Origin of the sequence: Microcoleus sp. D3_18a_C4 (genome assembly GCF_036702415.1) — a bacterium.
Taxonomy (GTDB): Bacteria; Cyanobacteriota; Cyanobacteriia; order Cyanobacteriales; family Microcoleaceae; genus Microcoleus.
The window spans coordinates 27,599-41,060 of the sequence record NZ_JAUBTI010000031.1 but is presented as its reverse complement, the minus strand read 5'-3'; the positions used below and the strand labels follow the sequence as shown (position 1 = coordinate 41,060).

Here is a 13,462-nt window from a genome sequence, read left to right as displayed (position 1 = left end):
AAAGCACAAAAATATATCGACTCACAGCCCAAAAAATATAGAGACGCGATCGCCCGCGCCTCTATAATTACTAAAAGTTAAAATTCCACACCAAAGTTTTGTCAAAACTTTGACTACATTCGGAACTGTTCTACTTCGGGAGTATAGCCGATCGGCAAAACGTAATCCAGATTCTCGTGGGGACGAGCAATTATGTGATACGATAGCAACTTTCCGCCATCGACCTTTTTAACTGATTCAATTCCAGCAGCAACGGCTGCTTGCACTTCAGAAACATCTCCTCGCACTATAATTGTCCAGTAGGCGCGGGTTATTTTCTCATAGCGAACTAAAGTAACACGGGCTGCTTTCACCATTGAGTCCGCAACTTCTACTGCAGCGGGAAATCCTAAGACTTCAACCATTCCCAGTGCAACACCCATTACAACATTCTCCTAAGTTTCACAAGATATCTGACCTTCATTGTATGTGAAATTGTTGACAGAAATTGGTTCCGATGATTTTGGTAAGAATGAAGGACGATCGCCCAAAATTAAAAAAGCCCCTAAAAAAGCCCCAGAAACTGTTGCGGCATTTAAATCCCACAGCAGGGCGCGCGCAGCAAAGCCCGCCACACAAGACTTTGAATCAAAACACCCGTGCAAATTAGATGCGCCACAGCTTAGTTTCTCACCAGCGGCAAGTCGTATGACAAGCTCGCCGATCGATTTTCGGGACTTTGGGCTCAACTAATCCAGCCGCGGCGCGACACAAAACTTTAGGGAACTCCCCCAGATCCCGGCTGTGGAGTCAATCGATTTTAGATTTTAGATTTTAGATTTTAGATTGAAGCATTGACTTGCGCGAGATAAATACGTTCGGCAAGTTTCATCGGATACAGGTTTTTTATTTCTCGGTCCTGAGTTTGCGCGTTGGAATGAATCACGTGGCGGGTATCCTGGATGATGAAGGTCAATCTAAAATCTAAAATCTAAAATCTAAAATCGACTGAGTGAATCAAAACTCGTCTAGCAACCACTCCGAGGCTCTTTCACCCAAATCTAGGGGAACGCTGACAGCTTTACCCAAGCGCGGGCGATCGCGAGTAGTTACGATGTATTCTCTCACCTGTTCTGTGCTCCCCCAGCCGTTGAGGTAATTGGCCACCGCATCCAAATGCTCGAAATAATCAGCCTCCGTCATCGGAAAAGATGCCTGTTCTAGATATTTCCACATAACTTGCACAAAAATCTTGCCCCGCGTCCGCCGCAATCTGATATCGTAAGACTTTCCCCATTTTTCTAGCAGTAGCTGGTGTAAATCCTTGCCCGTCATGGTTGCTCCTGAGTTAATCCATTAAACAATAAAAGACAAAGTTCAAAAAATGTAATAATACTCTAATAAAGGCTGGAAGGCGCATTCTTAAAAGGAATTTTCGCGGCCTAAAATTTGTGCGAGCAGATTAACGGCAATTATCCCAGTTGTCTGCACGTACAGGTTCGCTAACAGCTAACAAACAAACGTAACTTAAAACCGTAAAGGCAGGTCATGGCTCAATCTTCTGCTGGAAATCCCGATGTTCCCGATATGGGGCGTCGCCAATTTATGAATTTGCTGACGTTCGGTACAGTCACAGGTGTGGCACTGGGCGCACTCTATCCCGTTGTCCAATATTTTGTTCCTCCGGCGAGTGGGGCAGTTGGCGGCGGAGTGACAGCGAAAGATGCTTTGGGTAACGACATCATCGTTAGCGAATATTTGACTTCGCACCCTGCGGGCGATCGCACCTTAGCCCAAGGTCTCAAAGGCGACCCCACCTATGTTGTGGTGAAAGAAGACTTATCTATCGCCGACTACGGTATCAACGCAGTCTGCACTCACTTGGGTTGCGTCGTGCCTTGGAATGTTAGCGAAAACAAGTTTATCTGTCCTTGCCACGGTTCTCAATACAACAATGAGGGCAAAGTGGTGCGCGGCCCCGCGCCTTTGTCTCTGGCCCTGGCCCACGCCACTGTCGCAGATGACAAGATCGCTTTTACAACTTGGAAAGAAACTGATTTCCGCACCGGCGAAGCACCTTGGTGGTCTTAAACTATTTTGGATTTTAGATTTGAGATTTTAGATAGGGGGTGAATGGTGAAAACCACAGATAATTGCATCCCTAAACCAGTCTAATAATCCAAAATCCAAAATCCAAAATCCAAAATCCAAAATCCAAAATCCAAAATCCAAAATTGTCTGACCTTTGAGATTGAATACTCTAATGCCACAAACTAATTTATCTGCGATATTTCGCCGCAGTGCCAGGACGATCGCGAAAACAGCCTTAATTGCGATCGCAGCCGCAGGATTTTTCCTCACCAGCGATATCGCACTTCCCCAAGCAGCATTTGCTTACCCTTTCTGGGCACAGCAAACAGCACCCGCTACTCCCCGCGAAGCAACAGGCCGCATTGTTTGCGCTAACTGTCACCTCGGTGCAAAACCGACTGAAGTTGAAGTACCGCAATCTGTTTTGCCTGACACAGTGTTTGAAGCTATTGTCAAAGTTCCCTACGATACTAGCGTGCAACAAGTTGTCGGCGACGGCAGCAAAGGTGGCTTGAATGTCGGCGCAGTTGTGATGTTGCCCGAAGGTTTCAAGATTGCTCCCGCTGACAGAATTCCCGAAGAAATGAAGGAAAAAGTCGGCGATCTTTACTTCCAACCTTACAGCGAAACCCAAGAAAATATTGTTTTAGTGGGCCCCGTACCGGGAGAACAGTACAAAGAATTGGTATTCCCAGTTTTGTCGCCGAATCCAGAAACTGACAAGTCGGTTCACTACGGCAAATACCAAATTTATGTCGGAGGCAACCGCGGTCGCGGTCAGGTTTATCCTACTGGCGAAAAGAGCAATAATAGTGTTTACAATGCTTCGGTAGCTGGCAGCATTTCTAAGATTGCTCAACCGGAAGGTGGCGGTTATGAAGTGACAATTCAACCTGCAGAAGGTGCAGCCGTTGTTGATACGATTCCCGCAGGCCCGGAACTGATTGTTACCGAAGGACAAACAGTTGCAGCAGGCGAACTTTTGACGAACAATCCTAATGTGGGCGGCTTCGGTCAAAAAGACGTGGAGATTGTGCTGCAAAGTGCCGATCGCGTTAAAGGATTGATGGCTTTCGTGGCTTTGACCATGCTGGCTCAAATTCTGCTGGTTCTCAAGAAGAAACAGGTCGAAAAAGTTCAAGCTGCTGAAATGAATTTCTAAGTGCGGCTGTATTTAGTTGGGGGAGGTGCTCTGTGCACACCCAACTATTAGGTAAGTAGGGCGGGGAATACCCGCCTTATTGTTTGATAAATAACCAGTAAAATAATGTCAATTGATGAGAAAATAGTTGAAGTAGGCCCGCTGCAATGGTTTTATCGGGAAACAAATCCGGTTAACGAAACTGGTAAACCGCCCGTACTGCTGCTGCACGGTTTGCCATCCCAGAGTTTTACCTGGACTGTAATGATGCCGGATTTGGCGGCAAGCGGATTTAGATCGATCGCCCCCGATTGGGTGGGTTACGGGCGATCGACAAAACCCGACAAGCGCGACTTTGCCTACACACCCGATGCTTTTGTTGACGCCCTCGCTGGCTTTATTCAAGCTATAGAATTAGACAGATTTTACCTCGTTGTCCAAGGATTTTTAGCTTCAGCCGGCATTCAATACGCTTTACGCAATCCCGATAAAATTGAGCGTCTAGCCGTCATCAATACACCAGTTTCAGCAGATATAAAATTGCCTTGGAAAATGCAGCAGTTGGGGCTGCCTTTTATTGGCGACATGATGACGCAAGACCCGCTTTTGGTTGACAGAACTCTCGAAGGTGGCAGCGGCCAGACAATATCAGACAAAGATTTAGATGTTTACCGCCGCCCGTTTTTGAAGAGTTCGGATGCAGGGCGATCGCTGATGAATACAGTCCGCAATATTCAATTGCCGCAATCAATGGCCGAAATTGAATCCGGCTTGAAAGGATGGACTCGACCAACTTTATTTGTGTGGGGTTTGACAGATCCTTGGCTGAGTGTTGAACCTGCTAAAAAGCTAGTCGGTTCCCTGCAAAATGCAGAGTTAGTCACACTGGAACAAGCGGGACATTATCCTCAAGAACATTGGTCAGAAAAAGTTGGCGATGCGGTGATAACTTTTCTGCGCCGCCAGGAGGTAAAATAATATTTTGTACATAACTCTCGGTGCTAGGTCAGTGAAGCAGAGCCAAAGCATCTGCGTTTCCAGGCAGAGCCTTGGAACGAACACGAGCAACCCCGTACCCGCCCTGTGCCCGCTCGCAACGAGCAATCTAAAATCTAAAATCTAAAATCTAAAATCGACATGACTCGTACCCGTTCAATTTTTGCCTTGATGATGGCGTTTTTGATGGCATTTCTGGTTAGTTGCAGCAGTGTCGAAGCAAAAGTTCCAACCACTTACACAGCAGCCCAGATCCAGCAAATTCAGCGTTATGTTCCTACTCTGACCGATTTCCGATCGCGCATGGACAACCTGGGAACCCTAATTCAAAAACGGAATTGGATTGATACCAGAACTTACATTCACGGGCCTCTAGGCGACTTGCGGAACACCATGAAAACCGTCTCTGCGAGTTTGTTGCCTAGTTCTCAACAACAAGCTGTTGATTTGACCAAGAGTTTGTTTGCCGATTTGGTTAACATCGATCTTGCTGCTAAAGACCTTGACTATGCAAAAGTCACGGCCAGCTATCAAAAAGCTGTCAATGATTTCGATGCCTTCTTGCAGCTAATTCCTAAAGCTTAATTAGCTTTAACTCACATCTGGCATCCAGAACAGGCTTTCCGGCCTGTTCCACAAAGAAAGAATTAGTTTTCTTGTGGGGCGTATCATTGTCAAGAACAGGCTTTCCGGCCTGTTCCACAAAGAAAGAATCAGTTTTCTTGTGGGGCGTATCATTGTCAAGAACAGGCTTTCCGGCCTGTTCCACAAAGAAAGAATTAGTTTTCTTGTGGGGCGGGCATCTTGCCCGCCCAAAAAAGGTTTATATGGACAAAACCTAGGAAGCAGTTAATCTAAAATCTAAAATCTAAAATCTAAAATTGAATGGTTCGTGTTGCAATTATTGGTTGCGGTATTGTTGGGGCTTCGATCGCCTTTGAACTAAGTCAATTTCCCGAACTGAAAGTTACGGTGTTCGACAAACAGCCGCCGGCACAAGGTTCGACGGGCGCTGCACTCGGTGTTTTGATGGGAGTTATCAGCCACAAAACTAAGGGCAGAAATTGGCAGTTGAGGGAAACCAGCCTTCAGCGCTACGAGACTTTGATTCCTGAATTGGAAGCAGTTACGGGGCGAAAAATTCCTTTTAACAAACAAGGAATTTTAATGCTGTGTTCGGAGGGAGAGGATTTAAGTAAGTGGGAAAAGTTGATAGCCACTCGCGAGTCTCAAGGTTGGCAATTGGAACTTTGGGATGTGGAACGAGTGCGCGATCGCTGCCCTCATCTCTATTTAAATGATAAGATTATTGCTGCGATTTATTCCCCTCAAGACCGGCAAGTCGATCCGACGGCGCTAACTTTGGCTTTGGTTGATGCTGCTAAACTCAAAGGAGTTAATTTTGAGTTTGGAGTGGAAGTTCAAGGCATTACTGAGTTGGATTCTCAGGTGTCTGAGATTCAACTCCCATCTTCCATTACTGTGAATAAGTCTTGTGGAACAGGCATCTTGCCTGTTGCTGAAAATTTCGATCGACTAATTGTGTGCGCTGGTTTGGGTTCTGCTGCTGTGACTGCATCGTTAAATCAGTTGGTTGACATTCGCCCGGTGTTGGGACAAGCGCTGCATTTGCGATCGGCCAATCCTTTAGGAAACCCAGATTTTAGCCCGGTAATTACTTGCGATGACGTTCACATTGTGCCTTTGGGAAATCAGGAATTTTGGGTGGGGGCGACGGTGGAGTTTTCAGAAAATGGCGGGGAAATTCAGGCGAATGCTGATATGTTGGCGCAAGTGATGGCGAGGGCGATCGTCCTTTGTCCGGCCTTAGCATTCGCCTCAATCATCAGGAAATGGTCAGGATTGCGCCCGCGGCCGGAAGGGCGACCGGCCCCAATTATCGAGATGCTTCCCGGTAACGATCGCGTTCTCATCGCCAGCGGCCACTATCGCAACGGTGTTCTGCTGGCCCCTGCAACAGCGCGATCGATTCGAGAAATGATTTTGCAATAATTAACAAATGTTAATATAATCAAGATAGCAATTCATATCTTACATCTAAATATGTCCGACAAACCTTTAGGTAAACCCCGCTCTTTGTGGCGAGTAATTTTGCTGTCGGCAGTCAGCTTGCTGCTATATTACGGATGGTACAAATGGATTATTCAAGAAGAATTGCGTCGCTATAACGGCAGCGGTTGGTCGGGAACCCTTTGCTTGCTTCCTTTTGTTTTAGGAGTAGCCGTCCCCCAAGCTTTGCGGATATTCGACCCTGACGTTCCCGGATGGTTTGGTTGGTTTTCCCTCCTCGGTATTGCTTGGATTTACATCGTGCAGTTCAAACTTTACAACACAGTTAACGAATTGTACCGCCAAGAAGGAATCAAAGAACCGCTAACAGTTTGGTGGATTTTTGTACCCGGTTTAAATTTAGTTGTCGGCTTGCGGCAAATTCACTTTTTGAGCCAGTTTTGGGCGAGAAAACAGGGAATTGAAGTTAAGGATAACTTAGCCGAAAGCATTCCTTTCCTCTCAGTTAACGCTTAATCTGTATTAAGGCATCTGGACTTTTTGCTGCAATTTCCCTTGAATTTGCAGCGATCGCCAGTCTATGGATTTATCGCCCCTTTGCCAAGTCAGCGTAGACGATGATTTCCCAACCCAATATCAGCAGGAGGAGTAGCTCAACCCCGCCCAAAATATGGATAGCTAAAGGCGCACCAGGTACTAATACCCAGAAGGAAATCAGGGCAATGATTCCTGATATAACGAAGGTAATTTCATCAACAATAAGTTGTTCGATCTTGCGGCGCGATCGGCGGGAATCGCTGCGGTGGGCAATTTCCCAACCAAATAGAGATTCTACGTCTGCGTGTCCGGTCTTTTCTTTGACCTTTTCGACCAAGGTAAGCCGAATGTAGCGCCCGATCGCACTGATCTTTTCATCGTTTACTAGGTAAGTCCAGCCGAGAATCAAGGAAGCCCAGGGGAGGATTAGAAAGGCGTGGTAGTTGGCGGAGTTGGAAGCTGCAAAGGACACGATTGTACCGAACAAACCCAAGGTGACGTAGAGGAGGTTGTCTCGGAAACCAATCCGCTGGGTTTGCTCAGCTTTGAGTTTGTCGTATTCTAGCAGCCAGACTTTCAGGATAGCGTCTTCTGTCATTTTGTCTTTGGTTAAGGTCAATGATTCGTGCTTTGACGGAAACCGGGCTAGGCAACAATTTGTTGCTGGTGGAGTTGTTCCATCCAGGTTTTAGTGCCGTAAATGCCTCGGAGGAGAGATGGGACAGTTAAATCGACATCGAGGGTTTCCCAATGTAAGCCTATACCGGACGGGGTTACTTCTACGGCGGCGAGGTCATCTGGGGTGGCGTTGGCTAGCCCTTGTCCCAGGTGATGGGGGAACATGAAGGTGGAACCATCTTTGAGATGAATGACGATATTGCCGGAGGTGCGATCGTAGCAGGCCCAACGGGCGCGGGGTTCGGTGGCATTGGCAAGGATGGCGGCAACTTCGGCGCGATCGAGTTGTTCTTTAAGTGCTGCTTCTGTGAATTCAAGTTTCTCCATGAATTTGTCTCCATGCTTCTAATAGCTCGTTTTGATGAGCAGTCACCAGTTCTAGTGCTTTGACAGCATCGCCTCGCTTACCGTTGAATTGAATAATTTGCGCGGGATTTGCTGAACTGCCTAGATCGATTTTAACTTCACTGTCGGCATTCATGACATGAACGTGAGCTGGAAGATGGTCGTCAAAGTAAATCACGACTCTGAAGCCATTTTTTCTAAGGATGGTGGGCATTCGTTATCGGAAATGCGGGTTTCCAGACATTATGGCTGAAAGGGGAGAACTTTGATTGGCTTGGAGAATTTCGATTGTTGGTGAATGAAACCGGATTTTATATAACTTTTTCAAATAGGATGAGATAGATTAAGCTCCAATCGCTTGGCGCTGGGAGTAAATTTCTTCTATTAGCAAGTCACGCAGTTCATCGGCTATTTCAGCGGGAGGGTTTCCGGCGAGAGCACGTCCAATTAGCCGTTCTGCTTCCCGAAGTTGGCAACACTCAATGGCAAGTACGGCGGCGCTCCGATGTAGTACAGAACGAGTCGGCTCAAAATCCCATTCGTTGGCGACTAAATCCGCTGCGGCGCGTTCTTTGGCAAAAGCGGCTCTGGTGAGTGCAGTCACTTGGTCGATATCGCCACGCTGACGGGCGAGAAGGGCTCGATCGACCAGTTCCATTGCTTCGTGATGAAGGGCTTCTACTGTCTGCATTTTTTGACGATCCGTGCTTTGGGAGTGCCGAACTCAACGACAGATACATAGCCAGGAGCTACGTCATCGGAAGGGCGGATTTGTTCTAATTTTATGTTAACTCTGGTTTGGATCAGGCTGTCAGAACCTTGACGAATCCCGGAGACTTCTAAACGGGCTTTGCGCTGAAATAGCGTGCCTGGATCTTCGAGGGCTCCCAGCCAAAAGTCGAAACCCAAGCCTTTGCCTTTGACAGAGCGTTCGATGATGGTGAGTCCAGTGAGGTAAGGCATAATGAGCGCCGCGATCCCGTAGGCTCCATATTCAGTGGCAACTTCTCGATCGGCGTTGAATCGACGGATGGTATCGTCGATCGCATCCCATTGAATTTGGATTTCACAGGGTTGAATCCCGTCGATTGTCAGCGTCACAGGGCTAGAGTGTCCTCCATCGTCGAGGCAAACGGCGGCTGCATCTGCACAGATGGCTCCGAAGGTGAGTGACCAACCTGGACGTTCCGGCTTGTCCGTGCGAAGGTCGTTGAGGGAGAGGGTTTTAATCGGGTTAATCTGGGTCATCAGAGGAGATGGCTCCGGGCGATCGCATCCCCAGAATCTTACAGTATATAGTCTTCAGTGATTTTGTTCTCCGACCATAAAAAATTGCCAAAAGTCAGAAATTTAGATTAAGAAACTCGAAATAACATTTGTATGAACTCCTTTAATTATCCTCACTACTCTGCGTGTGAAGTAACCTTTGGTGTGCAGTCACCTTGTGTATCTTCAAAGCAAGAGGCATCGTTCATGGAAAATATTTAGGGGAATCCCGAAACCTGGAAGAATCGCCAGTAAAGAAATATATGTGAGGAGAACTTTTATCAAATGCCAAAGGATATGAGCCAGGACAATGTAGCTGATGTCGTAATTGTGACGGCACTTGAAAAGGAGCGTGATGCTGTTCTCCGTTATCTTGACTCGCCTGAAAAAGTATCAAGCAAGAATCGCACAGTTCATAAAGCTTATCTTCAGCACGAAAACTCTGAAACTGGATATCAGGTTGTTGTCCTTTGTTTGGGGGCGATGGGAAATGTTCAATCCGCAATTGCTGTAACACAAGCAATTGATATCTGGAATCCTGCTGCGATCGTCCTTACCGGAATCATGGGAGGTGTTGAACATTCAGAGCGATCTTTAGGGGATTTAATTGTTGCCGAACAAATTGTGAGTTATGAATCTGGAAAAGTTAAAGACACTGGTACCGAAACTCGTTTTCAGGTTCAGCTACCTACATATAAGATGATTGAGAAAGCTCGTCACTTTCCAGATGAAAAATGGGTACGCGATCGTCGAACGATTCCTCGGCCGGATGGACAAAGTGGACGAGGGATTCCTCAAGTACATTTCGAGGTTGTGGCATCTGGAGAAAAAGTGATTGCAGATACAATCACCGTGCCAAAGTTGCAAAGTTATTGGAATAAGTTAGCAGGTGTGGAAATGGAAGGTTTTGGAACTGCGTTGGCGGTTTATCAAGCCGACTCTGCTCCTGCGATGCTTATGGTGAAGGGAATATGTGATTGGGCAAATCCCAATAAAAATAATGAGTGGCAAGTTTACGCCGCAGATGTTGCTGCCGCTTACGTTGTCAATTTCCTTAAGTCGAAGCCTATAGAGTGTTTAGGAAAAAGTCGAGTTCAACCTAAAGTAATTCCAACTAAAGTGGTTTCAAATTTGTCAGGGCCAGTTAAATTTCAGCTTTGTCAGCGCTTGGGCGATAGTTGGTCGGATTTAGCAGACTATTTGGAGATTCCAGAGTATCATCGCCGTCGGTTTACCAAAGGGCGTGAGTGTCAGGATGTTTTGGAATGGCTGCGCGAGCGCGATCGACTTCATACTCTGACAGGTGCATTGGAATTTATAAACCGTCCGGATCTTATCAATATATTAGAAGGTTAAAAAACTATGTCTGAAGTAGGTAAGATTAAGTTAAACTTTTGCCAAAAACTTGGTGACAGTCATAAGGATTTAGCGCTCTACTTAGAGATTCCCATTAACGAACGTCGATCCTGGGAGGCAGGCAGGGAATCTGAAGAGATTTTACACTGGCTACAAAGTAGAGAGAAACTTCAAGAGCTTGAGCAAGCCTTGAAGGAAATAAGACGTGAAGATTTAATTAATTTAGCTCAATCCTTATGCAAAATCAACAAGAGAAATGCTAGTCGATTTGTTCCTTGTGAGATTCTGCCAAAGCTGAAAGAAAATGGGTTAAGTAATGGAGATTGCAGTCGTCCGACTCAAAATCAGCCTATTTCTCCCAACTTTTTTGCTTACGATGAGGCCTGGGTTGGTCGGGAAAGTCTGATTCGAGAGTTAAGCGATCGCATTCGTAGCAACTGTCGCTTACTGATCCTGGTTGGTATCGCAGGGATTGGCAAAACGTCTCTTGGTGAACGGCTAGCAGTAGAAGTTGCCGACTGGTTGGAAAATAACTGGTCACACTATCACCAGGAAAACTTTGATGACGAAGAGCAAACCTCCGATTTTGCCAGTGTTGCTGCCCGTTGGCTGGAAAAATGGGGAGAACTGATCACTCCCGAAGATCGCAAAGATCCAAAGCGGCTTCTTAGTCGGCTAATCAGACATTTGCGTGAAAATCGCTATCTGGTACAAATGGACTCTCTGGAAAACATTTTGCATGGTAATGAAGAGGAAGGGTGGAGCGACTTTAAAGATCCGTTGTGGCTCAAGTTCTTTGAGAGCTACCTGAAAGTAGATTCCTGTGAAAGCTATTTTATCCTGACTTCTCAAGATTTACCTGGGAAAATTGAAGAAGTGGGTACGCGATCAAAAAACTTCTGGCACTGCCAGCCTTTGAGCGGTCTTGAGGAACCTGAACAAATTGCTTTGTTTGAAAAAACGGAGCTGGACGTAAGCCCTAACTCCATTAGTAGAAAGTATTTAGAACAGATTGGTAGTGCTTACGAGGGGCATCCCTTGGCACTAAGAGTCATTGCAGGAGAAATCAAAAATAAACCATTTGAAGGAAATGTGCTGGCGTACTGGAACAAGTATGGCAATGAAGTGAAAGAGGTGGAGAAGGCGATTGCTGAAGCTCAAGAAGGGAATACTGTTGGGGCAGATGATAAATGGCAATTAGATCGGTTTACAAACACGTTGAGAAAGAATGTGCGATCGCGTTTGAATAAAACCTTTGCTCGACTAGAAAAAGATGCAAAATGGGCTTACATCATGCTGTGTGAAACCTCGATTTATCGGTGCGCTGTCCCTGAAGATTTCTGGTTAAGCCACTTGGAATATTGCAATCGGGATGAAGAAGAGCAGAGATCCGCATTGGATGCGTTACGAGATCGTTACTTAGTTGAAGTGGTACTAGATGATAGTAACTATCAGTATTTGCTGAGACAACATAATCTAATTCGTAGCGTATCTTTATCACAGCTAAAAATACTTGACCAGTGTTCTGAAAATGAATAAAATTCAACTAAATAGCAGTCAACTTATCAAAAAGTTGGGACTGGATGATAAAATTCTATACTCTGTAAAGCAGGGAGCAAAACGCAGACAATACATAGCTGCATTCAACTGGTTGAAGCGCACTCAAAATTTAAAACTAATCGTGAAAAATAAATCTTCAGATTTCAGTCAGGCGCAAGGGTTTTTGGAAGCTATTTATCACCTTTGTGAAGCTCAAGATTATGCTGCTAGTATTCAGGTTCTGGAAGCCGAGATTGAAAGCTCAATCTCTAATGTTCCAGATATGCCACTCTATTCTTACCTTCTCTACAATGGACAAGGGAACCAACTCTTAAAAACAGTAAATATGATCCTTGACGGACTTCAGGATGAAGAGAGTGGTAAATATTTTCTCAAAATGCTCAAGGCTAAAGCAGCCGAAAGTTTAGGTGATCGACGTTTAGCAATTCAAATTTATGAAAATATTTGTAAAAGAGAACCACCACAGAGTAGAGAGTATATAGAAGCTTTCGCTCGTCTCGCTGGTTGTCAAGTTCAAATGGGTCAATATCAAGTTGGGGTTCCAAACCTAGAAAACGCTCTAAGCTCTATTGAAAATGCGGGACAAGACACCTTTACTGAACTTAAGACTGACCTTCTAGAAGGGCTAGCATTCTATACTATGACTACTGGCTCATTCAGTAAGGCATTCGATCTATTTGGCGATGTCTTTCGTCTTCGACAACAGAATGGAATGATGACAGGACTAATAGTACCATTAGCACATCAGGGAATTGTACTTCGTAAAAGTTCTGTTCCTAGACAACATCTCGTTAAGATTTTACTGGTTAACATATTACGTTTATTTGGGTTGCGTTGGTTTTCTAATGTTTTGTACAAGAGGTTATGTCAGCCGTTAAACTCTACCATTAATCAGAATTATGAAAGAGCTGAGAATCTGCTTCGACAGGCATATAGCCTATGCGAAGAAATAGAAAATGAGAATGCGAAGTCTTGGATTACACATCACCTAGCTTGGGTTATAATCAATCGAGGACAAGCGACTTTGGCTGAAGAACCAGCGTTAAACGCATTACAACGATATGAAGCTATTGAGGATCAAAAAGGCATTTCTGATTGTTATGAACAATTGGGCAGGATTTACCTGACGAAAGACAGATTACGCCTCAATGAGGCTGAAGCTTGCTTAAATCAATCGTTCAACATTAGGCAAAATATTAATAACTTGCACGGAACTGCTAGCTCAATACTGAGCTTATCATTCCTATATTGGCACAAAGGAAACTATCTCAAGTCTCTTCAGTTTCTGATCAAAGCAACTCACTCGTACTACGGGATTGGAATGTTAAGTATGAAGCGAATTCTCGGAATCCTAACTCTTTTCTCTGTATGGACTGTCGGCGATCGTGATTGGACAGCTTGAAATTTTGCATCATTATCAATTTTTATTGATACTTGGGGATAAACATATCGCTACATCTGATGCGACGAATTAGAAGCCCG

The 13,462-nt window shown here is 45.3% G+C and carries 17 protein-coding genes; 9 read left to right on the top strand and 8 right to left on the bottom strand.

Annotation, left to right across the window (positions count from 1 at the left end):
• Nucleotides 1-113: 113 nt before the first annotated feature.
• The gene (locus tag QUB16_RS15975) at nt 114-422 is read right to left on the bottom strand and encodes a carbon dioxide-concentrating mechanism protein CcmK (RefSeq protein WP_006631236.1); all 309 of its coding nucleotides are present in this window, start codon (nt 420-422) and stop codon (nt 114-116) included.
• 574 nt (nt 423-996) lie between these two features.
• Nucleotides 997-1,314: a DUF3067 family protein gene (locus tag QUB16_RS15970; RefSeq protein WP_190661639.1), complete on the bottom strand. Its 318-nt coding sequence runs from the start codon at nt 1,312-1,314 to the stop codon at nt 997-999.
• Between the two features lie 213 nt (nt 1,315-1,527).
• Here QUB16_RS15970 and petC point away from each other — a divergent pair, with 213 nt between their 5' ends.
• The 4 genes from petC to psbQ all read left to right on the top strand — a co-directional run bounded on the left by petC (nt 1,528) and on the right by psbQ (nt 4,792).
• Nucleotides 1,528-2,070: a cytochrome b6-f complex iron-sulfur subunit gene (petC, locus tag QUB16_RS15965; protein WP_333317488.1), complete on the top strand. Its 543-nt coding sequence runs from the start codon at nt 1,528-1,530 to the stop codon at nt 2,068-2,070.
• A gap of 172 nt (nt 2,071-2,242) precedes the next feature.
• Entirely contained in the window at nt 2,243-3,232 is a 990-nt protein-coding gene (gene petA, locus QUB16_RS15960) for a cytochrome f (RefSeq protein WP_333317486.1), read from the top strand.
• 105 nt (nt 3,233-3,337) lie between these two features.
• Nucleotides 3,338-4,189 (top strand): alpha/beta fold hydrolase, encoded by an 852-nt coding sequence (locus QUB16_RS15955; RefSeq protein WP_333317484.1) that lies wholly within the window; start codon nt 3,338-3,340, stop codon nt 4,187-4,189.
• A 159-nt stretch (nt 4,190-4,348) separates the two neighbouring features.
• The gene (gene psbQ, locus QUB16_RS15950) at nt 4,349-4,792 is read left to right on the top strand and encodes a photosystem II protein PsbQ (RefSeq protein ID WP_333317482.1); all 444 of its coding nucleotides are present in this window, start codon (nt 4,349-4,351) and stop codon (nt 4,790-4,792) included.
• Here the strand turns inward: psbQ and QUB16_RS15945 are convergent.
• On the bottom strand, nt 4,782-4,976 hold the full coding sequence (locus QUB16_RS15945) for a hypothetical protein (protein ID WP_333317480.1): 195 nt from the start codon (nt 4,974-4,976) through the stop codon (nt 4,782-4,784). The genes psbQ and QUB16_RS15945 overlap by 11 nt on opposite strands.
• 116 nt (nt 4,977-5,092) lie before the next feature.
• Between QUB16_RS15945 and QUB16_RS15940 the strand changes: the two genes are divergently transcribed.
• Nucleotides 5,093-6,220, top strand: coding sequence for an FAD-dependent oxidoreductase (locus QUB16_RS15940; RefSeq protein ID WP_333317478.1), 1,128 nt, complete (start codon nt 5,093-5,095; stop codon nt 6,218-6,220).
• A 51-nt stretch (nt 6,221-6,271) separates the two neighbouring features.
• The gene (locus tag QUB16_RS15935) at nt 6,272-6,754 is read left to right on the top strand and encodes a hypothetical protein (protein WP_333317477.1); all 483 of its coding nucleotides are present in this window, start codon (nt 6,272-6,274) and stop codon (nt 6,752-6,754) included.
• A gap of 70 nt (nt 6,755-6,824) precedes the next feature.
• Here QUB16_RS15935 and QUB16_RS15930 read toward each other — a convergent pair whose 3' ends face one another.
• From QUB16_RS15930 to QUB16_RS15910, 5 genes are all read right to left on the bottom strand, one after another.
• Nucleotides 6,825-7,373 (bottom strand): hypothetical protein, encoded by a 549-nt coding sequence (locus QUB16_RS15930; RefSeq protein WP_333317475.1) that lies wholly within the window; start codon nt 7,371-7,373, stop codon nt 6,825-6,827.
• Between the two features lie 47 nt (nt 7,374-7,420).
• Nucleotides 7,421-7,780, bottom strand: a complete 360-nt coding sequence (locus tag QUB16_RS15925) for a DUF2442 domain-containing protein (protein WP_333317472.1) — start codon at nt 7,778-7,780, stop codon at nt 7,421-7,423.
• Nucleotides 7,767-8,012 (bottom strand): DUF4160 domain-containing protein, encoded by a 246-nt coding sequence (locus tag QUB16_RS15920; protein WP_333317470.1) that lies wholly within the window; start codon nt 8,010-8,012, stop codon nt 7,767-7,769. Before QUB16_RS15920 ends, QUB16_RS15925 begins: the two co-directional genes overlap by 14 nt.
• 129 nt (nt 8,013-8,141) lie before the next feature.
• On the bottom strand, nt 8,142-8,489 hold the full coding sequence (locus QUB16_RS15915) for a hypothetical protein (protein WP_333317468.1): 348 nt from the start codon (nt 8,487-8,489) through the stop codon (nt 8,142-8,144).
• A complete protein-coding gene (locus tag QUB16_RS15910; protein ID WP_333317466.1) occupies nt 8,477-9,046 on the bottom strand; it encodes a hypothetical protein in 570 nt (189 codons plus the stop codon). Before QUB16_RS15910 ends, QUB16_RS15915 begins: the two co-directional genes overlap by 13 nt.
• 303 nt (nt 9,047-9,349) lie before the next feature.
• On the opposite strand from QUB16_RS15910, the gene QUB16_RS15905 reads away from it, so the two are divergent.
• Genes QUB16_RS15905 through QUB16_RS15895 form a run of 3 tightly spaced genes read left to right on the top strand, consistent with a single transcriptional unit; the run spans nt 9,350 to nt 13,382 of the window.
• Nucleotides 9,350-10,420: a phosphorylase family protein gene (locus QUB16_RS15905; RefSeq protein ID WP_333317464.1), complete on the top strand. Its 1,071-nt coding sequence runs from the start codon at nt 9,350-9,352 to the stop codon at nt 10,418-10,420.
• 6 nt (nt 10,421-10,426) lie between these two features.
• Entirely contained in the window at nt 10,427-11,959 is a 1,533-nt protein-coding gene (locus QUB16_RS15900) for an ATP-binding protein (RefSeq protein WP_333317462.1), read from the top strand.
• Nucleotides 11,952-13,382 (top strand): hypothetical protein, encoded by a 1,431-nt coding sequence (locus QUB16_RS15895; protein ID WP_333317460.1) that lies wholly within the window; start codon nt 11,952-11,954, stop codon nt 13,380-13,382. Before QUB16_RS15900 ends, QUB16_RS15895 begins: the two co-directional genes overlap by 8 nt.
• Nucleotides 13,383-13,462 lie beyond the last annotated feature (80 nt).

Coding starts and splice junctions, on each gene's coding strand:
- QUB16_RS15910 (WP_333317466.1), bottom strand. CDS start 9,046: ATGACCCAGATTAACCCGATTAAAACCCTCTCCCTCAACGACCTTCGC.
- QUB16_RS15930 (WP_333317475.1), bottom strand. CDS start 7,373: ATGACAGAAGACGCTATCCTGAAAGTCTGGCTGCTAGAATACGACAAA.
- QUB16_RS15925 (WP_333317472.1), bottom strand. CDS start 7,780: ATGGAGAAACTTGAATTCACAGAAGCAGCACTTAAAGAACAACTCGAT.
- QUB16_RS15905 (WP_333317464.1), top strand. CDS start 9,350: ATGCCAAAGGATATGAGCCAGGACAATGTAGCTGATGTCGTAATTGTG.
- petA (WP_333317486.1), top strand. CDS start 2,243: ATGCCACAAACTAATTTATCTGCGATATTTCGCCGCAGTGCCAGGACG.
- petC (WP_333317488.1), top strand. CDS start 1,528: ATGGCTCAATCTTCTGCTGGAAATCCCGATGTTCCCGATATGGGGCGT.
- QUB16_RS15955 (WP_333317484.1), top strand. CDS start 3,338: ATGTCAATTGATGAGAAAATAGTTGAAGTAGGCCCGCTGCAATGGTTT.
- QUB16_RS15935 (WP_333317477.1), top strand. CDS start 6,272: ATGTCCGACAAACCTTTAGGTAAACCCCGCTCTTTGTGGCGAGTAATT.
- QUB16_RS15915 (WP_333317468.1), bottom strand. CDS start 8,489: ATGCAGACAGTAGAAGCCCTTCATCACGAAGCAATGGAACTGGTCGAT.
- QUB16_RS15900 (WP_333317462.1), top strand. CDS start 10,427: ATGTCTGAAGTAGGTAAGATTAAGTTAAACTTTTGCCAAAAACTTGGT.
- QUB16_RS15975 (WP_006631236.1), bottom strand. CDS start 422: ATGGGTGTTGCACTGGGAATGGTTGAAGTCTTAGGATTTCCCGCTGCA.
- QUB16_RS15920 (WP_333317470.1), bottom strand. CDS start 8,012: ATGCCCACCATCCTTAGAAAAAATGGCTTCAGAGTCGTGATTTACTTT.
- psbQ (WP_333317482.1), top strand. CDS start 4,349: ATGACTCGTACCCGTTCAATTTTTGCCTTGATGATGGCGTTTTTGATG.
- QUB16_RS15940 (WP_333317478.1), top strand. CDS start 5,093: ATGGTTCGTGTTGCAATTATTGGTTGCGGTATTGTTGGGGCTTCGATC.
- QUB16_RS15895 (WP_333317460.1), top strand. CDS start 11,952: ATGAATAAAATTCAACTAAATAGCAGTCAACTTATCAAAAAGTTGGGA.
- QUB16_RS15970 (WP_190661639.1), bottom strand. CDS start 1,314: ATGACGGGCAAGGATTTACACCAGCTACTGCTAGAAAAATGGGGAAAG.